Origin of the sequence: Flavobacterium sp. GSB-24 (assembly GCF_027924665.1) — a bacterium.
Taxonomy (GTDB): Bacteria; Bacteroidota; Bacteroidia; order Flavobacteriales; family Flavobacteriaceae; genus Flavobacterium.
The window spans coordinates 3,283,224-3,307,513 of sequence record NZ_AP027043.1; the positions used below are offsets into that span (position 1 = coordinate 3,283,224).

Genomic DNA, 24,290 nt, shown 5'->3' on the forward strand with positions numbered 1-24,290 from the left:
TTTGCCCCAAAGATAAATATAAAAAAAATGAGAATTATTTTAGCAGAAGATAATGACATCCTACGCAAATCATTATCTTTTTTCTTAGAATCTAAAGGATTTAGTGTTGACCAATTTTCAGATGGAAAAGATGCATTGGAGGCAATAGAGGCCAATCATTACGATCTAATTCTGACAGATATAAACATGCCCGGAAAAAGCGGAATGGAAATCACGCAATATGTTAGAGAAAGCATTAACTCCGATGTTCCCATAATCATACTTACTTCTTCGGGTGTAGAACAAACCGAATTAGATTCTTTCGATATAGGCGCCAATGAATTTATTGCCAAACCAGTCAGTCCGGCTGTACTTTTGGTAAGGATTAATAAATTACTAAACAAACGTTTCTAATGAAGTTTATCTATTACTCCATTTTTATACTCTTTTTTTCGTCCATTGCAATTGGGCAGGAAGTCAATGTAGACGAGACTTTGGCAAATGTAAAACGAGAAGTAGAAAAAGAAAACTACGATAAAGCATTGTCACTCATTGAACCTTTGCGGAATAAGTTTCCAGAAAATGAAGATATTCAAGTCTACACCGGACGTATTTACAGCTGGAAAAAAGATTATAAAACAGCAGTAAAAATTTTGTCTCCAATGACAGACAGAGTTAATCCAAATCCAGAAGCACTGCAGGCTATTATTAATATTTATTTTTGGTCTGAAGATTATGAAAAGTGTATTACTTACTGCGATAAATATCTTGTAATTGATCCAAAATCCATTGATGTTTTAAAGATAAAAGCCACTTGTTTAGAGAAACTCAATCGTGACCAAGAAGCATTAGATTTAATAGAAAAAGCATCTTTTATCGATAACAGCACTCAGGCATTCAGTGGAATACGTACACTGATAGGACGCAAAGCAAAAAATACCGTTTCTGCTTCTTACTTGAATATTTCAACTTCAGAACCAGGACAGTCGCCATTTCATTATGGTTATGTAGAATATTCACATAAATTCAGCAAATCTGCCATTGTCGGCCGTGCCAATGTGGGGCATATTAATGACGATACACAAATGTTGTTCGAAGCCGATTATTATCAGACTTTCTCCAACAAAAGTTATTTATATGCAAATGGTGGAATTTCTACAGGCGAAACAATATTTCCTGTCGCAAAAGCAGGTTTAGAATATTATTTTGCTCCGCATAAAAAGTTTGATTATTCGCTGGGAGCCAGATTCATGCATTTTGATACAGATGATATCACTTTACTAACGGGACAAATTGCGTATACGGCTGGAACTTATACTGTGGCATACAGACCGTATTATGATACTTCAAACGAGTTGTTTTCTCATGTTTTGAGCTTGCAGAAAGTAAATGAAGAAAAAGAACGTTTGATAAGATTTGAATTACAATACGGAAATGTTCCGTATTTATATCTCTATAATAGTTTTACCCAGCCTTTAAAAGCTTACAGAGCAGGAATACAATATCAGCATCGTTTTGGCGAATCTTTCTTTGTGCGTCCTATTTTCCTGTATGAGCGCGAAGAATATATTCCAGGAGAATACAGAAACAGGTATAATGTTCAGTTAATTGTAACTAAACGTTTTTAATATGACAGATATCTGGGAACTATATAAAAACGGCAGCTGGGAAATACCTTTCCTTACTTTTTCTATTTACGCATTTGTTTGCGTTTCATTTATTTTGTACTTGTTAATTGTAGCAAGCCGAAATAAGAAAATTAAAAGAGAAAGACTTAGAAAAGAATATAGTGCAGAGATTGATCAATTGATGACATCAGTAATCTTTAACGATGTTTCATTTTCAAGCATCAAAGAAAATAAAAACTTTTTAGTGCTTTTTGATACTTCATTTTTCAAGGAAGTATTGACAGAATCAATTATAAATCTGCATAAGAATTACGAAGGTATTTATGCACAAAAGCTTGAACAATTTTATAAAGATTCTAATTTGATAAAAGGCTCTTTTAGAAAACTTAAAAGTCTAAAATGGGAAGTAAAATGCAAAGGAATCACAGAACTGGCAGAGTTTAATATTACAGAAGCTTTTGATGAAATCATAAGTTATTCAAAAGCTCGAAATAAAACTTTAAAAATTACTGCCATAAACGCCTGTATTAGACTTGCGGGCACAAAAAGCGTTGTATATCTTGTCGAACATTCAGATCCTATTGATGATTGGACTCAGCTGAACATTATCGCAGCGTTTAAAAAACACGATATAGGAGATACAAAAGGAATTGAGCTTTTATTAGAATCTCAGAATACAACTGTTATTACGCTGGGGTTAAAACTGATAAAAGAATTAAAACTGACACAGAAAATTCCGTTTGTAGCGCAATTGGCTGCAAAAGCTCCAAACACAGTAATAAAATACGAAGCGCAAAGTATTCTACAGACATTAACCGTTTAACTTTATAAGAAAATGACTTTTTTTACTACTGAAATAATATGGTTTTTGGATGTATACATACTTCTTATACTGGGTTATGCCATATTAATCATGTCTTCTTATTTGTTACTCGCTTATCTTTCTACAAAAGAACTGCGAAGTTACCTTAAGAAAAATAGTTTTGTTGATTATGAAGTGCTTCTTACCAGTGAATTTGCACCAAAACTTTCGCTGATTGCTCCTGCATACAATGAAGGTTTAACTATTGAAGAAAATGTAAAATCACTCCTTTCTCTTAATTATAATCATTATCAAGTAATTTTAGTGAATGACGGAAGTAAGGACAATTCAATGGAAATCCTGATCAAAACCTATGATCTTGTTTTGACTGAATTAGATATTCATCCGCAAATTGAAACTAAAAAAATCAAAGGAATTTACACTTCAAGAAACGCGGCTTATAAAAAATTAATAGTTGTCGACAAAGAGAATGGAGGTAAAGCCGATGCTCTAAACGTTGGACTTAATATTGCCGAAAACCCTTATGTAGTTTGTATAGATGTTGATTGTATTCTCGATAAAGATTCGCTTTTAAAACTGGCAAAACCATTTTTAGAATCACACGGAAAACGTATTATCGCCACAGGCGGTGTTGTTCGAATTGCCAATCAGTGCATAATTAAAAACGGACGATTGGTTGAGGTTAATATTCCAGACCGTATGCTGCCAAGAATTCAGGTTTTAGAATATTTAAGGGCCTTTCTGTTAGGTAGAATGGCATGGGGAAGATTGGACGGTTTACTGCTTATAAGCGGAGCATTTGGTGCATTTGATAAAGAAGTAGCCATAATGTGTGGAGGCTATAGCACAAAAACGGTTGGGGAAGATATGGAACTCATTGTAAGAATGCGCCGTTATATGCTGGAGAACAAACTTCCGTATGCGGTGAGTTATATCCCAGATCCGCTTTGCTGGACAGAAGCTCCAGAAGATTTTAAGATTTTCAAAAAACAGCGCAGCCGATGGATGAGAGGAACAATCGAAACACTTAGTATTCACAAAAGAATGTTTTTGAATCCTAAATACAAATTATTAGGAATGTTAAGCGTACCATATTGGACTTTGTTTGAGTTTTTAGCTCCTGCAATTGAGTTTATTGGTCTTATAATAACTCTTTTCTTTATAATATTTGGTCTTCTAAACTGGCATTTTTTCTTTTTGCTTTTGTTATTTGTGTATTCATTTGCTGTTTTCTTTTCAGTAATTGCTTTGTACAGTGAAGAACGAACGTATCATAAATATCCCAAACAAATTGATTTCTTTAAGCTTCTTATGGCGGCTTTTATTGAACCGTTGTATTTTCATCCACTTACTGTTTATGCAGCTTTAGTGGGTTATAAAGAAAAAATTATGGGAACGAAAGGCTGGGGAGAAATGACACGAAAAGGATTTACTAAGAAATAATGGTTGATTGTTAATAGTTGATTGTTAATAGTTGATTGTTGATTGTTAATTGTTAATTGTTGATGGTGAATGGTTGATGCGATTGTTTTACCACTAGAAAAGAAGGTGCGGGGATAGGTTTAACTTTATCTAAAAACATTATAGAAGCCCATGGAGGCTATATTCTCTACAAAAATGAAAAGGAAAAAACTGTTTTTGAAATTTGTTTGATCGCAGAATAGTAAAAAATAATACATTGATCTTACAAACGTTTATTTTTAAAATTATTACTAATGTTTTTTTTCTAAATTTGTAGAGAGACTCGCCATAGATTCCTCCCAATAAGTAATAGTAAAATAATGAATACAAATTCAACTGCAGTAGCCTCAAGTTTTCTTAATGATTTGAAAACAAAGACTGCTGACTCACATAAAAAATTAGAAGAACTTCCTGTTTCCATGTCAATTATGTCATCAGATATGAAAATTGAGGAATATGCTAAATATCTAAATTTAATGCATGATGTTCATGCTGATACTGAACAAACGGTTTACCCATTATTTTCTGGACTTTTAGGTGATTTGGAACAAAGAAGAAAAAAACAACTTATTGAGGCTGATCTTGCTTTTCTAAACTATGATTTGAGTAACTCTGAGAAAGTTTTTAAAACTGAAAACATTTCAGTTCCTTTTGCTCTTGGAATTTTTTATGTGGTTGAAGGTTCTACGCTTGGCGGTAGATTTATTTTAAAAAATGTTTCACAAGTACCGCAACTTTCTGGAGATAAGGGTGTTTCTTATTTTAATGGTTACGGAGATAAAACAGGAAGTTTTTGGAAATCTTTCCTCAACTTTCTATCAGAATACGAACAACAGAATAATTGTGGAGATGCTATAATAGAAGGAGCTGTATTTGCTTTTGATAGTATTTATAATCACTTTGAGAGCAGATAAAAGAATGAAGATTAAAGATATAGTTAATCGGGATATTGTTACGTTGACCAATTGTGAGCATGAACCGATACATATACCAGGTAAAATTCAGCCTCACGGTTTTTTAATTGGCGTTACTTCCAATTGGAAAATAGATTTTTGTACAGAGAATATTGCTGCATATTTAAATTTACTTCATACTGAGGTATTAGGAAAAGACTTTAAAAGTGTTTTTGGTACCGAAGCAGAAAAACAGCTGTTAGAGTATATCAATGAAGATAAAATTCAAGATGTTTTTCCGCTCGAAATAAGCCTTTTAGGAAAATTATTTCAAATTAGTATCCACAAAAGTTATGATATTTATGTTTTAGAAGCTGAACCACAGTTTCCAGATAAAGAAAAATTGGCGGACGTCTACACACAAACGATTCAGTTTGTAACGCAGATGAACAACACCAAGTCACTTAAAGATCTGTGTGCATTAGTGGCTCAGGGAACACGTGAAATTACAGGTTACGATCGTGTAATGATTTATCGTTTTGATGAAGAATATAATGGGGAAGTCTTTGCCGAAAGCTGCAGGGAAGACCTAGAACCTTTTTTAGGACTCCATTATCCACATACCGATATTCCAGCTCAGGCAAGGGAATTGTATATTAAAAATCAGCTGAGATTAATTGTTGATATTAATTATGAGCCAGTTCCAATCTACACGGTAGATGATAAAGAAAATAAAAATCTTGATTTAAGTCTTTCGATATTAAGAAGTACGTCGCCAATTCACGTAGAATATTTAAAAAATATGGGCGTTGGTGCAACATTAACAATTTCGCTTATCCATCATGACAGATTGTGGGGATTAATTGCCTGCCATCATTATTCAGAAAAAAATATTTCACCCGAAATTAGACTTGCTGCAAAACTTCAAGGACAATTTATTACCTCACAAATCGATATACGCCAATCTAATGATGAGAATATAAATGCTCACAAATCAATTTTAGCGTTGGAGCAATTAACAAGTATTGATCTTCCGATTAAACAAGAATCATTAGAAATAATTAGTGAGGCACCGCAATTACTAGAACTTTGTAATGCAGCTGGTGTTTCTATTATATCTAGAGGAAAAATCTATAAAAGTGGAATAGTTCCTTCTGATGAACAAATTACGGAGCTGATTGAAGGTATAAATGCTAAGTTTTCCAACGAAATATTTACCACTCACAAAATCAGCGATGATTTCCCGGAACTAGCTCAAAATTCAAATTTTGCTGGAATTATCTATCATTCTCTTGGAAATAATGATCACATAATTTGGTACAGACCCGAAACTATTTCTGAAATTAATTGGGGTGGTGATCCTGAAAAAAGCATTGTTAAAGACAGCAACGGACTTCATCCTAGAAATTCATTCAATATCTGGAAACAGATTGTCAAAAATAAAAGCAGTGTGTGGAAGCAGTATGAAATTAATGCTGCTATTCAATATGCACACGCCTTGCACAATCAGCTTATTTTGATTATGTTGAGTGAAGAAGAGGAAAAATATCGCAGTCAAAGCGAAATATTAAAAGAAACAAATTCAGAACTCGAAAATATTAACTGGATCAGTACGCATGATTTGCAGGAACCATTGCGTAAAATTCAGCTTATAACCTCAAAAATGTTATCTGAATTGGATGTTATTTCAACCGATTCAATTTCAAATTCCCTACAACGTGTTTCGAAATCTGCCAATAGAATGAGCGGTTTATTGGAAGATATTTTAAAATATACCCGAATAAAAAACACCAGGGATACTCTTCATGAAGTAGATTTAAATGAAATTTTAGAATCTACAATTAAAGAAATGTCTGAAGTACTTTTAGAAAGTAATGCAGTAATTGAGTCTGAAAATCTTCCAAAAATTCATGCTATTGGATTTTTAATGAGACAATTATTTATTAATATTCTTCAGAATTCATTAAAATACGCTTCAGTTGAAAGACAGCCAAAAATTAAAATAACAGCTTCTCAAGAACCTGTAATCATACATGACAAGTATAAAGTGTATTGTCATTGGGTCCGATTTTCTGATAACGGAATTGGTTTTGAGCAAAAATATGCCGAATCTATTTTTAAGGTTTTTACAAGACTTCATACTCAGGAACATTATACTGGCTCAGGTGTTGGTCTGGCATTATGTAAAAAAATCATGCAGGCCGTTGGAGGTGATATTCATGCAGAAGGAAAACCTGGCGAAGGAACTGATATAGTTATTTATTTTCCATGTGACCCAGAAGATACACTTTTACCTATATAATGGATAAAAAAAAACTCTTATTTAGAAATTAAAATAAGAGTTTTTTTTTGACTGTTTTTCTCGTAAATCTCACAGATTACGCAGATCAAATGAGAATAAATCTTCCTAATCTGCTAAATCTTCGAGAACCATTTTTATGTGTAGATTTTTCTAATCTTTCTTAGCCAAAATTTTAAGCTTGGAGCTTTTAAAATTTACTTCAGAAATTATAGTTGCGGCAAAAATGAGAGTTCCTCCCAATAGCAGACGCCAAGAAAGATTTTCTCCCAAGATAAAAAAAGCGCCAATTGCACCAAAAACAGGTTCAAATAAATAGATTACCGCGACACGTTCTGCAGATAAATAACGCTGAGAAATATTCGAAACGGTATACATATAAGCAGTAGAAAAAAGCGCACAATAAACAACACCAAGCCAAAACGTATCGTTTTTTGGAAACCAAACCGCTTGAGAATCTGTAATAGCCAGACAAAAAGTAAACAGCGCGCAAAATGCAAACATGGGAACAATCGAATACAGCAAATTCTTTAAAACCGAATGTTTTTCGACAGTAATCAAATAAACCGCAAAAGCAAAAGCACCCGCGATTGTAAATAGATCGCCTATATTTATTGTAAATTTATCTTGTATGGCTATAATAAATAAACCAGCTAAAGCAGTTAGGGCTGCAATCCATATTTTTAAGGATGCATTGGTTTTATAGACCGCCAGTTTCATTAACGGAATGATGATAACGGTTAATCCAGCGATAAAAGAACATTGCGAAGCATCGCTGTATTTAAGTCCAACTGTTTGAAGCTGAATTCCTAAAAACATTGGAAAAGCTAAAATTGCACCTGTTTTAACAGCTTCTAAATTTGTTTTTCTAACGTATTTCCAAAAAATAATAGTTAAAACTATAACAGCCAAAAGGAAACGATAAAACAAAAAAGTGTTAGGAGAATAATCTCCAATTGCCATTTTAGTAACTGAATAGGAGATACCCCAAAATGCAGTGCCAATGATTAGTAAAATCAGTAAAAATTGTTTTCTTTCCATTAAGTTATAATTCGTAAAAATTGCCTTTTTAATTGATTTATAAAACTTTCTTCATCAATAAATCAGTTTGTTCGTCGTCGCCCAATTTGAAAATATGAGTATCAAACTGAATAAAACCATTTTTAGTATAAAAGCTAACTGCCCTAAGATTATTTTCCCAAACGCCAAGCCAAATATATCCAGCTTTGAGTTCGGCAGCAGTTTGTAAAGCCTGAGCATACAGTGCCTGTGCAACTTTTTTACCATGAAATTCTTTTGCGACGTAAATGCGTTCTATTTCAAGAGCGTTGAGATCTTGTTTTTCGGTTTGTGCATCGCCGGTATTTAATTTTAAGTAGCCAATAATTTTGTTGTCAAGTTCGGCTAAGTAAAAGTGGGAATCTGGATGATTGAGTTCAGCAGTTAATTTTTCGTCGGCAAAACTTTCTTCCAAATATTTAATCATATTTTCTTCGCTGTTTACCTCTGCGAAAGTTTCTGAAAAAGTTTGTCTTCCAATTAATTGAAGAGCTTCTAAATCTTTAACAGTTGCTTTTTTTATTTCTAGTGTGCTCATTATTTTATTCTTTAATGCATTAAAACCTGTTTTTTGTTTTTAATAAATGCGTAAATTGCATCAATGGACTTACAGCAAATTAAATATTTTCTAGCTTTATCACGCGAACTTCATTTTTGGAATACCGCCGGCAAAATGAATATTACCCAATCTGCGTTGAGCCGTCAGATTCAGTCTCTCGAAAATCAGCTCGGCGTTCAGTTGTTTGAACGTAACAAACGCAATGTTAAACTCACAGCAGCCGGCCAGTTTTTAAAAGAAAAATGGGAAGTCGAAATGAGTAAACTCGAATTTATTCATCAGTCGGCACGCCAGATTCAGTTAGGCGAGAGCGGTACTATTACTATTTCGCATCCCGATTCTATTTCGGCTTCGCTTATGCCTGATATTTTGTCCCGTATTTCGAATGCTTTTCCAAAACTAAAAATCAAATTGGTCCAAGTTCTGTATGAAAATCAGCAGGAATATCTCCAAAATTATAAAATCGATTTGGCTATTACCAGAGATATTAATAATTCGCGTGATATTCGATCAGAAAAAATCCATACCGATAATTTGGCGATTGTAGTTCCTGAAAACCATCCGTATCAAACTGTCGAAGATCTTACCAAAGAAACACTTGCTTCTCAAAAGTTCATATTGCCAACTAACGATGAAGGCAGCAGTTACAGCGATTTAATACAACGATTATTCAATTCTTTTGAAAATGCACCAGAAGTATATCTTCATTCTGAATTCGGTTCTGCAATTATTGCCTTGGTTCGAAAAGGACTCGGAATTGCAATTCTTCCAGATTCTTATCTTTTCCATGAAATTTCTGGTATTCGATTTATAAAACTTCCTTTAGAAACTGATTTGTATATCAATTGGAGAACCGAAGATCATAATCCTGTATTAGCCAATGTTTTAAAGCTGATTCTACCGTAATTTATTAAGCTCGGAGCATCTCGATATGCGGAATTCCGTCTTCATCATAAACTTCGCCTTGCTCAACAAATCCAACTGATTGGTAAAATTTCGACAAATGATATTGAGCGCTGATTCGAATTGGGCCTTCGCCAAATTTTTCCTGACAGCCTGCAATCGAAGCTTCCATAATTTTTACTCCTAAACCCAATCCACGATGTGTTTTGTCAATCACAACTCTTCCAATTGCTATTTCGTCATATGATAAACCTGCAGGGAGTAAACGTGTACAGCCCGCTAATTGTTCATTTACATAATATAAAAGATGAAAACTCTTTTGGTCTTTATTGTCTAAATCTAAATAAGGACAGTTTTGTTCGACAACAAAAACTTCACTCCGTAAACGTAACATTTGATATAGTTCCTGATTGGTGAATTCCTCAAATGATTTAATGGTATGGCTAAATTTCATGTTTTATGATGCTTTATTTGACAAAGATAAAGGGAAGACTAATGATATAAAATGCTATTTTTTTATCATGTGATGCTGAAAATGCATTAGTTTTTTAAATTCCAAAATTTTAAATCCCAAATTCCAAGCTGAAAACACAAAACTAAAATGGAAACTTTGGGCTGTATTTTAAAGCTTTACGAACAGTTTGTCATTCCGAGGAACGAAATGAGAAGATTGGGGTAATTCCTATGTGTTTAAAACAAAAAAACTTTGTCAAAGTTCGAAACTTTGACAAAGTTGTATCCAATTCGTATAATATTTTTTTAGTGAGAAACCGCTTTTAAACCAACAATAGAACCTACTAAAGTTGCCAAAAAGAATAATCTCCAGAAAGCTGCAGGTTCTTTAAAAACAAAAATACCGACTAGTACCGTTCCAACTGCGCCAATTCCTGTCCATACCGCATACGCAGTTCCAAGCGGAAGTGTTTCTGTGGCTTTCATCAGCAAAAGCATGCTCAGGGTTAAGGAAATAAAAAATCCAATATACCAATAGTACATTTCTGTTCCTGTAGTTTCTTTTGCCTTTCCCAGACAAGCTGCAAAAGCTACTTCAAATAAGCCTGCAATGATTAAAATAATCCAGTTCATATCGTTAAAATTTTGTGGTGCAAAGTTCCTTTATGAAGTTCAGAAAAAATTTAACAAATGATAAAAAATAAATTTATTTTAATTCCGCTCTTATTCGGCTTAAACTGACTTGCGTAATGCCCAGATAAGAAGCAATATGTCCTAATTGTACTCTTTGAAGCAGTTCCGGATGATCTTTCATGAGTTCGAGATAACGTTCTGATGCATTTTTGAATTGTTTGGAAATCAAACGTTCTTCTGTTTTTATTAATTCTTTTTCAGCAAATTTTCGTCCCCAGTTCGCAATATGGACATCTTCGTTAAAGAGGTTTCTAAGGTTTTCTGTCTTTAATTCGTACAATTCGCAGTCCTCCAGAAGTTCAATCGTTTCATATCCAGGCTGTTCTTCGACATAACTTTTCATTGAAATTACGGTTTCGCCTTCTTTTCCAAACCAAAAAGTTACTTCATTATCCCTTTCAATAAATGCTCTGACCAATCCTTTTTTTATAAAATAAATATTTGATTCTATTTTATTGGCTTTCAGTAAAATATGACCTTTAGGAAAAGTCATTTCTCGGACATTATTTTCTAAAGCCAGTTTAGAATGCTCGGGAAGTTTGTAAATATGATCAAGAATATGGGCAATATCCATTGTTGCTTTTTTAGTAATTTAGAATAAAGATAGTAGTTGTAACAACGAACAGAAAATTTCCTTCAAAAAAAAAATCCCATCTGCCGAACAAATGGGATATAAAACTGTATTCTTGATGAGCTAAAAAAAGAGCAGTTTTTGACCAATATATAAACTAATTAATTCCTCCGCCTAAAGCTTTGTACAATAATACTTGAGAATTGGCATTTCGCAATTGAATGTCAACAAAATCAAGTTCTGCCTGCAGTTTGTTTTTCTGCGCATTAATGATTTCGAGATAATTGGCATAACCGCTTAAATACAAATCGTTAGAAACGTTTACAGCAATTTCAAGATGATCGATTTCTTTCAATTTGTATTTCAAAACATCTTCAAAAGCTTCATTTCTATGCAATAAAGCGCTCAATTCGTTGAAAGCAGTTGTGATTGTATTTTGATATTGAAGAAACGAAATTTCCTGTCTTCGGTTAGAAACGTAAAATTCCTGTTTAATTTGTGCTTTATTGAAAACAGGAGCTGTTAAACCGCCTAATATCTGCCAGGCAAAAGATCCAGCATCAAAAAATGTATTAAAAGAAAATGAATTGAAACCTGCATAGCCGCCTAAATTTAAGGTTGGGAAAAAGGCAGCACGTGCGGATTTTGCATCGGCGTTGCTGGCTAATAATTCGAAGTATGCTTCGGCAACGTCTGGTCTTTTATGAATAATAGAATCTACACTTATTTTTTGGTTTAAAACTTCTAAATGTCCGGATAAAAAGTCACTGCTTCGATCGATTTTTCCGCCGTATTCACCCAAAAGCGTCAACAAAGCTTTTTCGGTTTGGTCGATGCTTAATTTCAATTCCGAAGCTTGGGCATGGATGTTATTATTTTGCGCATTAAACTGCTGTACAGCTAATTCCGTAGCTTTTCCAACCGATCTTTGAGCCGAAACTATATCAAGTGCTCTTTCTTGGGTTGTGAGGTTTTTATCGTAAATCGCAGCTTGTTTGTCTAAGGCAATAAGCTTGAAATACAAATCGGCGACGTCGCTTAAAAGGCGGGTCTGCAATAATCGCATTCCTGCCTGAGAAGCAAAATATCTTTGCTGTGCTGCTTTCTTACGGTTGCTCAGTTTTCCCCAAATATCAGCTTCCCACGAAACTTTTCCGCCTAGAAAAAGGTTAGGAGTAAGGTCTTCATTAATTCTTTGCTTGTCGCTGATATTTTGTGAAAAATTGGTATCAAAATTACCAACTCCATCCATTGTATATTTTCCATAACGCGTTCCAGAAGCATCTGCGACTAGATCTAAAGAAGGGAGAAGGGCTAATTTTGCCACTTTTAAATGCGAATTGGCAATCAATATCCTTTCCTGCATAATTAAATAATCCGGATTTTGAGCGATTGCTTTTTTTAGTAACTGCTCTAATTTTGGATCTTTAAAAAAGGTTTCCGTTTTTAATGGAATAAAAGGCGAAGTATTATTTATACTGTCTTTTCTCTTCGCGTCAAAATTCTCAGGAAGTTTTGCAGCAGTCAATTTATCACTGACTTTTGGCGCAGAACATGCCGTTAAAAGTAAAACTCCAGTTATTATAACCGCACTTTTGGTTGTCCTTAAAAACTGCGTATTAGCATTTTTATATTGATTTAATATCTCTTTCATTGTTTAATTTATTTGTTTAATCTGCAGCGTAATTGATTCAACACATAGAAACATAGTTTTTTTTAGAAAAGGGATTGAAAAAAACTAGTTTCTAACACATGGCTATGTGACTTTAAAAAAAGTGAAACGCCTTTTTATGATTTCTAAATTCTATGAATCTATGTGTTTAAAAAAAATTATGCTTTAGATTTATTCATTGCTTTTTCAAGTTTGGCAAACAAAATGTAAAGTCCTGGAATAATTACCAGACCAAACAAAGTTCCAATTAACATACCGCCTGCAGCCGCAGTTCCGATAGAACGGTTCCCCACAGCACCTGCACCAGAAGCAATACACAGCGGAATCAATCCTGAAATAAAAGCAAAAGAAGTCATCAAAATTGGTCTGAAACGAAGTCTGGCACCTTCAATCGCGGCTTCTGTAATATCTCTTCCTATTTTGTTTTGTGCCATTGCAAATTCTACAATTAGAATCGCATTTTTGGCGAGCAGACCAATCAGCATGACGAGTGCTACCTGCGCGTAAATGTTATTGTCTAATCCAACCATCAAAAGGGCAAGATAAGAACCAAAAACTCCCACAGGAAGACTTAATAATACAGGAAACGGAAGCAGTAAACTTTCGTATTGTGCGGCCAATAATAAGTATACGAATAGTATACAAAGCGCAAAAATGTAAATGGTTTGGTTTCCTGATAAAATTTCTTCACGCGTCATACCAGACCATTCCAGTTCAAAACGGCTTGGGAGTTTTTCTGCAGCGATTTTTTCTACGGCAGCAATTGCTTCTCCAGAACTGAAGCCTTCTGCAGGTTCTCCGTTAATCATTGCCGACATGTACATATTATATCGTGTAAGTACTTCTGGACCGTAAACTCTTTCTAATTTGATAAAAGTGGAGAACGGTACCATTTCGCCAGCATCATTTTTTAGGTACATATCCAAAATACTTTCAGGATTTTTTCTAAACTGCGGACTTGCCTGTACCATTACTTTATACATTTGAGAAAAACGGATAAAATTGGTCGCATAAAAAGAACCTAACATCGTCTGCAAGGTTGCCATTGCATTGTCTACTGAAATTCCTTTTTTAGCCGCCTGATCGTAATCAATATGAATTAAATACTGCGGGAAAGTGGCGTCAAAACTGGTAAAAGAGTTTTGTATTTCTGGCGAAGCATTTAATTCTTTAATAAAGTTTTTCGTCACTTCATCCGTATTCGTAATGCTTCCGCCGGATTTATCCAGTAATCGAAGTTCGAAGCCGCTGGTATTACCAAAACCAGGAACGGTTGGCGGTGCAAATATTTCAATCTGTGCATCAGAAATGCCTTTTGTTTTTTCGCTGAGAAGCGCAATAAATTCATTTACAGAAATATCACGATCGCTCCAGTCTTTTAGGTTGATCATTCCCATGCCGTAAGAAGCTCCGGCAATTTCAGTCACGATGCTGTATCCTGCAAGTGTAGTTACGTTATCGACGCCTTGAATTCCTTTGGCCGCTTTAGTTACTTCATCCAATACTTTTTCGGTACGTTCTACAGTTGCACCCTGGGGTGTTGTAACACTTACGTAAACCATTCCCTGATCTTCAGACGGAATAAATCCTGACGGTAAAAATTTGCTTGTTCCCCAAGTAAAAAGACAGAAAAGAACCAGTAAACCAACAGTAACCGAAGTTCTGTCGGCAAACTTTACTAATACTTTAATATATTTTGAAGTTACATTATCAAACCAATTATTGAATCTATGGAAAAAACGATCTAATAATGATTTCTTTTCTTTATTCGGATCATGCGCTTTTAGCATAATCGCACAAAGGGCAGGAGTAAGGGTAAGGGCGTTAATTCCAGAAATGACAATACTAATTGCCATTGTCAAAGAGAACTGCCTGTAGAAAACCCCAACCGGACCGCTCAAAAATGCAACGGGAATAAATACAGCAGCCATAACAATTGTAATAGCAATTACGGCACCTGTAATTTCTTTCATGGCACTTATGGTGGCTTCAAGCGGTGCCATATGTTCTTCGGAAATTTTGACGTGAACGGCCTCGACGACGACAATAGCGTTATCGACTACAATTCCGATGGAAAGTACCAAAGCAAAAAGAGTCAGTAAGTTGATCGAGAATCCCATCATCGACATAAAAGTAAACGAACCAATAAGCGCGACAGGTACTGCCAATACTGGAATTAAAGTAGATCTCCAATCTTGCAGGAAAATAAAAACTACAAAGGCTACTAAAAGAAAGGCTTCGATCAAAGTTCTTAAAACTTCATGAATAGAAGCATCAAGAAAACGGGAAACGTCATAGGCAATATTAAATTCCATTCCCGGAGGGAAAGAAGTTCCTTTTAATTCAGTCATTTTTTCTTTTACGCTCGCAATAACTTCAGAAGCGTTAGAACCCGGACGTTGTTTCAACATGATGGATGCCGAAGGTTTTCCGTCGGTTTTAGAAACCATTCCGTAACTCATCGAACCAAATTCTATATTCGAAATATCTTTTAATCTTAAGATTGTTCCATCTGGATTGGCTCTTAGCGCAATTTCTTCGTATTGTTTCGGTTCAAAGAATTTCCCTCCATATTTAATTACGTATTGTAACTGATTATCAAGCTGTCCAGATCCTTCGCCCACTTTACCAGGTGCAGCAGAAATGTTTTGTTTTTGAAGTGAACTGATTACCTCATTTGCCGAAATATTATAAGAAAGCATCTTTTGCGGATCCAGCCAGACACGCATAGAATATTCTTTTTGCCCCATAATTTCGGCACGTCCGACACCATCAATACGTTTTAATTCCTGCAGGATATTAATATCTGTAAAGTTGAAGATAAACTGCTCATCCTGAGTTTTGTCTGTACTCGTAATGTTCAAGTACATCAGCATACTGTTCACCTCTTTTTCGGTTGTAACACCCGCACGAATTACCTCTTCGGGAAGTTCATCCAATATAGTTGTTACACGGTTCTGCACGTTTACAGCCGCTAAATCGGGATCGGTTCCAACTTCGAAGAAAACCTGAATTAAGGTTAAACCGTCATTAGAAGTTACGGTCGACATATACGTCATTCCCGGCACACCATTTATGGCTCTTTCGAGCGGAAGGGCGACGGCGTTGGCAGAAACCTCTGCGTTTGCTCCTGTATATTTGGCTGTTACGGTTACAGAAGGCGGTACAATATCTGGGAATTGGGTAATGGGAAGCTGGAACAAAGCCAGTAATCCCAAAAGAACTATCATAACCGAGATGATTAATGACAATATTTTTCTTTTGATAAATAACTCTATCATTATATTTTTTTTAGATCAATAATTAAATAACTGTTTTACAAGTCGATAACCTACATTTGTTTGATGTTGATTTTATCGCCGTCTCTCAATGATTGCGTACCTTCCTGTACAATCAGGTCGTCATTTTTTAGACCATCATTTAGGATGTAAACATCATCTAGAGTACTTCCAATTGTAACATTGGTCATTTTAACTACTCCATCTTTTTTTACCAGAAATACATATTGTTTGTCCTGAATCGAAAAAACAGCTTTCTGCGGAATTAAAATTGCATTGGTTTTTGGTTCTGAAATAATCAGTTTACCCGAAGTTCCGTGTTTGATAAATCCCTGCGGATTGTGAAATTTGGCTTTATATTGAATAGAACCCGTTTGTCTGTCGATTTCTCCGTCGGCAGTTCTTAATTCTCCTTTTTGATCGTAAACCATTCCGTTTGGCAAGACAAGTTTTATATCTCCTTGTGTATTAAGGGTTTTGTCTTCCATCATTTGGAAATATGTATTTTCAGGAATTGAAAAATAAGCGTAAACGTCATCCAGCTGAGAAACGGTAGTCAATAATGAACCATTTTCTACTAAACTTCCTTCTTTAAACGGAATTCTATCTACAGTTCCGTCAAACGGCGCACGGATTGTCGTAAAACTAATCTGCTGGTTAATTGCTTTTCTTTCTGCGGCAGCGTGGGCTAATTTCGCAGAAGCCGCTTCATGTTTTGCTTTAGATAATTCTAATTCTTTGTCGGCAATTACTTTTTTATTAAAAAGAGTTTGTGCTTGTTCTAATTCTACGGTTGCGATTCTTAAATCGGCTTTTGCGCTTTTGAAAACAGCTTCGGCTTTCAGCAGCTGAATTTGAAGTTCGACATCGCTTATTTTAAATAAGATTTGTCCTTTTTTAACTTTTTGTCCTTCGCTTACATAAACTTTTTCTAGTAAACCAGGAATTCTAACGTGGATTTCTACATTGTTTTTAGCATGTACATCGGCAACAAATTTGCTCGAAACTATAGTGTCTTTTAAGGTGACTTTGTATACAGGAAGTGTTTTAATGTTTTCGGAATTCTTTTTTGCTTTATCACCACACGAGACTAAAACGAACAATGATAAGGTGAATAAAAGGAATGGATTTTTATAAATATTCATGATTAGGTTTTAAAAATTAAATAAAAATATAGGCTCCCCAATGCAAGAAAAGGAAGTTTGAAATCTATGTAAATATTGAAATTAGAGATGTTTTCGGATTACTTCCTTTTTGGATAGAAGCACCGTTCTTAGAAAAAATGTTTTTATAACAATGATACTCATACGCCATATAGGCACATGAAAAATCGTTTCAGAAAAATCTAAAATATAAAAACAACCAAATTTGGAGTCCTAGAATAACTGATACAAATGAAGATAAGTATGCCTTTGAACTTGGTAGATTGAAGCTATACCATAAATTAAGCTCTTTTTGTAAAGCTTGAAGTTTATTAGATTACTAAAATAAGGAGCTTTGATTGTACTTTGTTCTAAAGTAGTAGCTCTGGATTTTATTTTCTTTTTGAGTTTATAATGAACTTCTAAATTTTTAGAAGAAGAATAATCCGAAGAATTAAAGAGTGTATCATCTGCGGTAACACTGTCATGAGTGATACAGCTGCTAAAATGTACAGGCTGCTGATACGTTTCGGTGCCTCTAAAGAAAGAAAGCAGCGAAAGTAAAACGATATATATGAACTTAATAGGTTTCATTTACAGCACAGCAGGATTATATTTGTTACTCAAAAACTAGGCTTATAGTTGTTGAAAGTGCGCCAAATATAGCAATTTGAAAAGTAAGGATTCTTAAAATTTTTCTAAAAACCATAAGAATTAAAAATTTGATAATAATTGAAGTTGATTTTTAGGGTTTTAAATTTTTGTCGGTATTTATTTTAATAAGTTAGAATTGCTATATTAGTTGACCACTTTAAAACGTATAAAATGTCAAATCAATTCCAAGATGTAATTAGAAGAGCGTATCATGCTTTTAACGAAAGAAATATAGACAACTGCCTATCGACAATGCAGGAAGATGTAAAATGGTCAAAGGCTTGGGAAGGTGGCTATATTAGTGGACACGACGAAATTAGACAATATTGGACAAGACAATGGGCAGAAATTAATCCGAAAGTAGATCCAGTTGGTTTTGCTGAAAGGGAAAATGACAGTTTAGAAGTTTTAGTACAGCAAAATGTAAAAGACCTGCAAGGTAATTTGATTTTTGATGGTCTAGTTAAGCATGTTTATACTTTTGAGGATGGCTTGATTAAGACTATGGATATTGAGTTGGTTCAAGAAGATTAGTTGTAAATGAGTTTAATGACGCAAATAATTTTAATACTGCTTGCAATGATAGTCATTGGCGCTGCTATATATGTCATTAGATATAAAGACAAAGGCAAGCCAAAGACGGGAATTAAAAGAGATAATAATTCAGAATATTTTAAAGATTATATTAATTTGAAGTTGTATTGGACTTCTTTGGGTTTTATTTTTCTGGGTGTTACACTTTTAATTGTAATATTAATATTGGAGCTAGTATTTAGCTAATTTTCCTATTAGAAATCGTAAGATTTTAAAATAAGTTCGAAAACTAAAGAAGATCTATTATTAAGAATGATTTTTGTCAAAAGATTATTAAAAGAGATTTTGAAATTAGATTATGCCAAAGTTTTCGATCAGTAATCTGCCTCGATCAGTAAAATCTGCGTTTAAAAAAAGAAAAAAAAAAGGTTTATACTTTTCAGCATAAACCTTCTAAATATTGTAGAAACAATTTCTTAATTCGTTCCAGCAGCAACTTTATCCACCAAAAACAATAACTCACCAGAAACTGGTTTAATCAATTGCATTGGATATAATGTTGGATTGTATTCTCCAGTTGTCACTTCTTTCAAAGCGTTGATTTTCTTTTCTCCAAAAGCCACCACCACAATTTTTTCCGCTTTATTAATTAACGGAGCTGTAAGCGTGATGCGATACATTTTTTGAGGAGCTAAATAATAAGCATCAACCCATTTGGTTTGCTCTTCTAGAACGGCTTCACCTGGGAAAAGAGAAGCGGTGTGGCCGTCATCTCCCATACCTAATAAAATCAGGTCAAATTTTCCTTCTTCGCCTAAAACCTTTTTAATAGTCTGTTCGTATGTTGCAGCATACTCTTCTGGCGTAACGCCGTCTTTGTACATTTCAAAAATGTTTTCCTGCGGAATAGGAACGTGGCTTAATAATGTCGAGTAAGACATTTTAGCATTGCTAAGATCGTCGTTTAAAGGTACCCAGCGTTCGTCGCCCCAAAAAATATAAACTTTGCTCCAGTCTATTTTGTTTTTGTAAGCGTCAGAAGCTAATAATTTATAGATTCCTGCAGGAGAAGAACCTCCCGTAAGAACTGCTGTAAACTTACCTTTTGCAGCAATGGCTTTTTCTGCAGCATCTGCAAAAAGATCAGCTGCAGTAGTATTAATTTCTTCTGTTGTATTATATATCTGTATCATTTAAAACTTCTTCTTCTTTTTTAACGTTTTGTGTGTTCGGAATCCATTTGTGTCCTTGACGTGCCAGTAGTTCGTCTGCTTCCTCTGGTCCCCAGCTTCCTGCTTTGTAATTTGGGAAATTGGTTGGCGCAGTTGTTTTCCATACTTGCTGGATTGTATCAATGGCATCCCAAGCTTCTTCTACCTGATCCCAACGCATAAATAGGGTAGGATCTCCTGCCAAAGCATCTGCTAGCAACGTTTCATAAGCTTCGGGTGACATTGTAGAGCAGGCGAAATAATCAAAAACCATTTCGGCAGGTCTTAAAGCCAGAGATAAACCTGGTTTTTTGGTCATAAACTGTAATTTAATATCCATTGCCGGCTGAATATTGATAATCAGTCGGTTTGGTGTCATGCCTTCTTTTCCATAAGAAAATGCAGAATGTGGCACTGGTTTAAACTGGATAATAATAGAGGATTGTTTTTCTTCCATTCTTTTTCCAGAACGTAAGTAAAACGGAATTCCTTGCCATCTCCAGTTGTCCAGATAAATTTTCATTGCTACGTAAGTTTCTGTATTAGAATCTGGTGCAATTCCTTTATCCTGACGATATCCTGGAACTGGTTTTCCGTTGATAGTTCCAGCATCGTACTGACCTCTAACAATATAGTGGTCAACTTCTTCTGGTTTAATACGACGAATCGATTTTAAAACATCTGCTTTACGATTACGAATATCATCTGCTGCTAATGATGCAGGCGCTTCCATTGCCGTCATACATAAAATTTGAAGCAAATGGTTCTGAATCATATCTTTTAAGGCGCCAACTCCTTCGTAAAATCCGCCGCGTTCTTCAACACCGACTTCTTCTGCTACGGTAATCTGAACAAAATCGATAAAATTACGGCTCCATAAAGGTTCGAACATTGAATTTCCAAAACGGAAAGCCAAGATATTCTGCACAGTTTCTTTCCCTAAATAATGGTCGATTCTATAAATCTGTTCTTCTTTGAAAGTCTGCGAAAGCATTTCATTCAATTCGATTGCAGAAGCTTTATCGTAACCAAAAGGTTTTTCTATAATAATACGATCCTGCTTCGAATTTGCAGCAAGGCCGATTTTCTTGATATTACTAGAAATGGTAGAGATAAAAGAAGGTGTAATCGACAAATAAAACAAACGATTGGCACGTTCGCCAAAAGCAAGGTCAAAATTGTTGATTTTCTCGTTCAATCCGATGTACGATTCTTCTTTGTCAATATCAAGGCTGTGGTAAGTGATATGAGAAAGAAATTTTTCAGTTTCTGGATCAGAAATTCCTTTTTTTCTTGAAAAAGCATTTAGGTTTTCTAAGACATAACTGCGAAAATCTTCATTCGATTTTTCTGCTCTTCCAAGGGCAATAATCTGAAACTTCTCAGACAAACGTCCGTCAAGGTACAGATTTTGAAAAGCAGGGAAGAGCTTTCTCTTTGCCAAGTCTCCGGTTCCTCCAAAAATAACAATGATTGTTGGATTTTTTAGTTTATTTTTAGTCATTGTGTGTAGTTGTGTTGCTTTAATTTCTTATTCAGACCATTGTGTGTGGAATACACCTTCTTTGTCAATACGTTCGTACGTATGAGCTCCGAAATAATCACGCTGTGCCTGAATCAGGTTTGTTGGAAGATTTGCAGATCTGTAAGCATCAAAATAAGCTAACGAATTCATAAGTCCTGCCACGGGCAATCCTTTTTGAACTGCAAATTGAATAACAGCTCTCATTCCGGCTTGGTTATCATTTAATTTAGAAGCAATTCCTGAATCTAAAAGTAAGTTTGGTAAATCTGCTTTTGTAACATACGCTTTTCTAAAATCTTCTAAGATGTTAGCGCGAATGATACAGCCACCGCGCCATATTTTGGCAACAGTTTCTAAATTTAATCCGTAGTTATATTCTTTAGAAGCGGTGTAAAGCTGCGCTAATCCCTGTGCATAAGTTACAACAATGGAAAGGTATAAAGCCGATTTTAAAGCTTCGATTGCTTCGTTTCTGTTTACTTCAGATGCATCGCCATTCCAAACTAGTTTTTTAGAAGCTTCAATTCTTTCTGGTTTTGTTTTAGACATATCGCGCATAACAACTGCAGCATCGATAGTTGGAACTGGAACTTGTAAATCCATTGCGTTTTGCGAAGTCCATTTTCCTGTTCCTTTCGATTTAGCCCAATCTGAAATTTTATTGATTAAAAGACTTCCATCCTCATCTTCTTGTTTTAAGATGCTTGCTGTAATTTCAATCAAATATGATTTAAGATCATGAGTCTGGTTCCATTCTTCAAAAGTTTTCTGAATAGTGGTATCGTCCAGATTATAACCTCTTTTCATCAGGTCATAAATCTCAGAGATCAATTGCATGATTCCGTATTCAATTCCGTTGTGAACCATTTTTACGTAGTTTCCAGCAGAACCATTTCCAAGATATTCTACGCAAGGTTCTCCATCCACTTTTGCAGCAATGGCTTCAAAAATAGGGCGAAGTCTTTCATAGGCTTTTTGATCTCCTCCAGGCATCATAGCAGGACCAAATCTCGCGCCTTTTTCTCCGCCTGAAATTCCCATTCCGAAGAAGTGAATACCTTTTTCAGATAATTCTAAAAATCTTCGGTCTGTATCGGTAAAATAAGTGTTTCCACCATCAATTATAATATCTCCTTTATCTAAATGAGGAAGTAAGCTTGCAATGGCACTGTCAACTGGTTTTCCAGCTGGGACCAATAGCATAATCGCTCTTGGCTGCTGAATAAGTCCTACAAAATGTTTAACATCTGTCGTAGCTTCAATAGTATGGTCGGCATCGGCTTCTTGTTGAAGAGAATTGACTTTTTCGGTATCTAAGTCTAAACCTGCAGCCGCAAAGTTGTGGCTTGCGATATTTAAAAGTAGGTTACGACCCATTACGCCAAGTCCTACAATTCCAAAATCAAATTTGTTCATAGTTTTCAATTAACTAAATTATTAGAAGGATGTTTTTACAGCAAAAAGTAAGAGAAAGTATGGTAATTCTTTTTCATTCAATGCTTTGCAGAAAAACAAGTTTGTTTTAATCTTACATTTCAAAATGTAGAGCGCTAAGTTAGAGAAAAATGCTGAAAAGTAAGGAGTAAAATAGTTCACTTTTAGTCTTTATTGTGATACTTTTTATGTGTGAAAAATACGCTTATTTTGATTTTGAAAAAGTATTTAAAGTTTATTTTTATGTTTCTATGTGTTTAAGCATTTAAGCATTTAAGGATAAATCATAAGAAACATAAACGCAAATAGATTCACTAGAAGCACAACTCCATAAACAATGTTGGATTTTCCTTTGCTTAAAGACAGCATTACGGTGAAAACCGATAGAGCCAAAAGTACAATAGATTTAATATCAAGTCCTAAAACAATCGGCATGTTCATGGCTATACAAACCGCCGCAACACTTGGAATTGTTAATCCGATACTTGCGAGGGCAGAACCTAAAGCTAAATTTAAACTCGTTTGAAGTCTATTTTTTCTCGCTGCGATTATGGCTGCAATAGCTTCTGGTAACAAAATAATTATCGCAATGATTACCCCAACTAAAGATTTGGGAAGATTGTAACCGATAATAATAGTTTCAATAGTTGGTGATAGGGTTTTGGCTAGTAATACGACGATTCCTAAACTAACCAAAAGAAAAACCATACTTGTATAAAATGTTTTATTATTGATTTCAATTGGATGTGTTTTAGACTCATCATCAGCTCCGTTCGTTAGAAAATACTGTCGGTAGCCTTTGGTTTGTGCGAACAAAAAAGAACCGTAAATAACCAGACATGCAATCGACGCAAATATAAGCTGTGGCTTTGAGTAATAAGAACCGTGAACACTTTCGGTAAAAGTGGGAAATACTAACGTAAATACGATTATAGAAATCAGCGAAACTAAACCAATAGTTACAGAAGAGGTTGAGAAATTCTGTTCGTAATGTTTGATGCTTCCAATAAGAAGACACAATCCTATAATACCGTTTAAAATAAGCATTGTTGCGGCATAAACCGTGTCTCTGGCTAAAGATGCAGCTTCTGATCCTTCTGAAATCATTAATGACACGATAATTGAAACTTCAATAACAGTTATTGATATAGCCAAAATAATCGTTCCGTAAGGTTCTCCAACACGTTCTGCAATGATCTCAGAATGATGTACGGCAGACATAACGCTAAGAATAAGCAAAATGCTGGCAATAATTTGAAAGATACTGCTGTTGTCTACAAGTCCGCTAAAAAAAAGAACCCACGATAAAATTGGAATAATGATGGTCCATTGTAATAATTGTTTCATTTTGTGTTTTTTAAAATTATAGCAATAAGCGCCGATAGGGCCAACAGAATCGGCTTTTTACTTATGTAATATAGGGCTTTTATAGCTGTAATTCATTAAAAAACTACATTTTTAAGTACTTTTTAAGTTCATTTGGATGTTTTTTGATTCAAAAATGGTCAATTTACGATAA

The 24,290-nt window shown here is 34.7% G+C and carries 21 protein-coding genes; 8 read left to right on the top strand and 13 right to left on the bottom strand.

The features are described 5' to 3' along the window. Positions 1-27 precede the first annotated feature (27 nt). The 6 genes from QMG60_RS14225 to QMG60_RS14250 all read left to right on the top strand — a co-directional run bounded on the left by QMG60_RS14225 (position 28) and on the right by QMG60_RS14250 (position 7,086). Positions 28-393, top strand: a complete 366-nt coding sequence (locus tag QMG60_RS14225; protein WP_057118300.1) for a response regulator transcription factor — start codon at positions 28-30, stop codon at positions 391-393. Then, the gene (locus QMG60_RS14230) at positions 393-1,607 is read left to right on the top strand and encodes a YaiO family outer membrane beta-barrel protein (protein WP_281865353.1); all 1,215 of its coding nucleotides are present in this window, start codon (positions 393-395) and stop codon (positions 1,605-1,607) included. The genes QMG60_RS14225 and QMG60_RS14230 overlap by 1 nt, the downstream gene beginning before the upstream one ends. Before the next feature lies 1 nt (position 1,608). Then, positions 1,609-2,430, top strand: coding sequence for a hypothetical protein (locus tag QMG60_RS14235; protein WP_281865354.1), 822 nt, complete (start codon positions 1,609-1,611; stop codon positions 2,428-2,430). A gap of 12 nt (positions 2,431-2,442) precedes the next feature. Continuing rightward, positions 2,443-3,873: a glycosyltransferase gene (locus QMG60_RS14240; protein ID WP_057118297.1), complete on the top strand. Its 1,431-nt coding sequence runs from the start codon at positions 2,443-2,445 to the stop codon at positions 3,871-3,873. A gap of 338 nt (positions 3,874-4,211) precedes the next feature. Then, positions 4,212-4,805, top strand: a complete 594-nt coding sequence (locus tag QMG60_RS14245) for a biliverdin-producing heme oxygenase (protein WP_281865355.1) — start codon at positions 4,212-4,214, stop codon at positions 4,803-4,805. 4 nt (positions 4,806-4,809) lie between these two features. Continuing rightward, positions 4,810-7,086 (top strand): ATP-binding protein, encoded by a 2,277-nt coding sequence (locus tag QMG60_RS14250; protein ID WP_281865356.1) that lies wholly within the window; start codon positions 4,810-4,812, stop codon positions 7,084-7,086. Positions 7,087-7,236: 150 nt separating this feature from the next. Here QMG60_RS14250 and QMG60_RS14255 read toward each other — a convergent pair whose 3' ends face one another. Together QMG60_RS14255 and QMG60_RS14260 are read right to left on the bottom strand one after the other, a co-directional pair. Next, a complete protein-coding gene (locus QMG60_RS14255) occupies positions 7,237-8,124 on the bottom strand; it encodes a DMT family transporter (protein WP_281865357.1) in 888 nt (295 codons plus the stop codon). Between the two features lie 37 nt (positions 8,125-8,161). Beyond that, positions 8,162-8,680: a GNAT family N-acetyltransferase gene (locus QMG60_RS14260; protein WP_281865358.1), complete on the bottom strand. Its 519-nt coding sequence runs from the start codon at positions 8,678-8,680 to the stop codon at positions 8,162-8,164. 63 nt (positions 8,681-8,743) lie between these two features. On the opposite strand from QMG60_RS14260, the gene QMG60_RS14265 reads away from it, so the two are divergent. Further along, positions 8,744-9,607 (top strand): LysR family transcriptional regulator, encoded by an 864-nt coding sequence (locus tag QMG60_RS14265; RefSeq protein ID WP_057118293.1) that lies wholly within the window; start codon positions 8,744-8,746, stop codon positions 9,605-9,607. 4 nt (positions 9,608-9,611) lie between these two features. On the opposite strand, the gene QMG60_RS14270 is transcribed toward QMG60_RS14265, so the two are convergent. The 7 genes from QMG60_RS14270 to QMG60_RS14300 all read right to left on the bottom strand — a co-directional run bounded on the left by QMG60_RS14270 (position 9,612) and on the right by QMG60_RS14300 (position 18,007). After that, on the bottom strand, positions 9,612-10,058 hold the full coding sequence (locus QMG60_RS14270) for a GNAT family N-acetyltransferase (protein WP_281865359.1): 447 nt from the start codon (positions 10,056-10,058) through the stop codon (positions 9,612-9,614). 305 nt (positions 10,059-10,363) lie between these two features. Then, on the bottom strand, positions 10,364-10,690 hold the full coding sequence (locus QMG60_RS14275) for a multidrug efflux SMR transporter (protein ID WP_113678520.1): 327 nt from the start codon (positions 10,688-10,690) through the stop codon (positions 10,364-10,366). Positions 10,691-10,763: 73 nt separating this feature from the next. Beyond that, on the bottom strand, positions 10,764-11,324 hold the full coding sequence (locus QMG60_RS14280; protein ID WP_281865360.1) for a Crp/Fnr family transcriptional regulator: 561 nt from the start codon (positions 11,322-11,324) through the stop codon (positions 10,764-10,766). A gap of 154 nt (positions 11,325-11,478) precedes the next feature. Next, positions 11,479-12,975: a TolC family protein gene (locus tag QMG60_RS14285; protein ID WP_281865361.1), complete on the bottom strand. Its 1,497-nt coding sequence runs from the start codon at positions 12,973-12,975 to the stop codon at positions 11,479-11,481. A 176-nt stretch (positions 12,976-13,151) separates the two neighbouring features. Next, complete coding sequence (locus QMG60_RS14290; RefSeq protein ID WP_281865362.1) at positions 13,152-16,274, bottom strand: efflux RND transporter permease subunit; 3,123 nt, start codon at positions 16,272-16,274, stop codon at positions 13,152-13,154. A 50-nt stretch (positions 16,275-16,324) separates the two neighbouring features. Further along, positions 16,325-17,416, bottom strand: a complete 1,092-nt coding sequence (locus QMG60_RS14295) for an efflux RND transporter periplasmic adaptor subunit (RefSeq protein ID WP_134141590.1) — start codon at positions 17,414-17,416, stop codon at positions 16,325-16,327. A 231-nt stretch (positions 17,417-17,647) separates the two neighbouring features. After that, positions 17,648-18,007, bottom strand: a complete 360-nt coding sequence (locus tag QMG60_RS14300) for a hypothetical protein (RefSeq protein WP_281865363.1) — start codon at positions 18,005-18,007, stop codon at positions 17,648-17,650. Between the two features lie 231 nt (positions 18,008-18,238). Here QMG60_RS14300 and QMG60_RS14305 point away from each other — a divergent pair, with 231 nt between their 5' ends. After that, positions 18,239-18,601: a nuclear transport factor 2 family protein gene (locus QMG60_RS14305; protein ID WP_281865364.1), complete on the top strand. Its 363-nt coding sequence runs from the start codon at positions 18,239-18,241 to the stop codon at positions 18,599-18,601. Positions 18,602-19,077: 476 nt separating this feature from the next. Here the strand turns inward: QMG60_RS14305 and pgl are convergent, their stop codons facing one another. The 4 genes from pgl to QMG60_RS14325 all read right to left on the bottom strand — a co-directional run bounded on the left by pgl (position 19,078) and on the right by QMG60_RS14325 (position 24,118). Beyond that, positions 19,078-19,794 (bottom strand): 6-phosphogluconolactonase, encoded by a 717-nt coding sequence (gene pgl, locus QMG60_RS14310; RefSeq protein WP_281865365.1) that lies wholly within the window; start codon positions 19,792-19,794, stop codon positions 19,078-19,080. Further along, the gene (zwf, locus tag QMG60_RS14315; protein ID WP_057118277.1) at positions 19,778-21,316 is read right to left on the bottom strand and encodes a glucose-6-phosphate dehydrogenase; all 1,539 of its coding nucleotides are present in this window, start codon (positions 21,314-21,316) and stop codon (positions 19,778-19,780) included. The genes pgl and zwf overlap by 17 nt, the downstream gene beginning before the upstream one ends. A 27-nt stretch (positions 21,317-21,343) precedes the next feature. Beyond that, positions 21,344-22,753 (bottom strand): NADP-dependent phosphogluconate dehydrogenase, encoded by a 1,410-nt coding sequence (gene gndA / locus QMG60_RS14320; RefSeq protein WP_281865366.1) that lies wholly within the window; start codon positions 22,751-22,753, stop codon positions 21,344-21,346. Positions 22,754-23,044: 291 nt separating this feature from the next. After that, positions 23,045-24,118 (bottom strand): ionic transporter y4hA, encoded by a 1,074-nt coding sequence (locus QMG60_RS14325; RefSeq protein WP_281865367.1) that lies wholly within the window; start codon positions 24,116-24,118, stop codon positions 23,045-23,047. Positions 24,119-24,290: the final 172 nt, after the last annotated feature.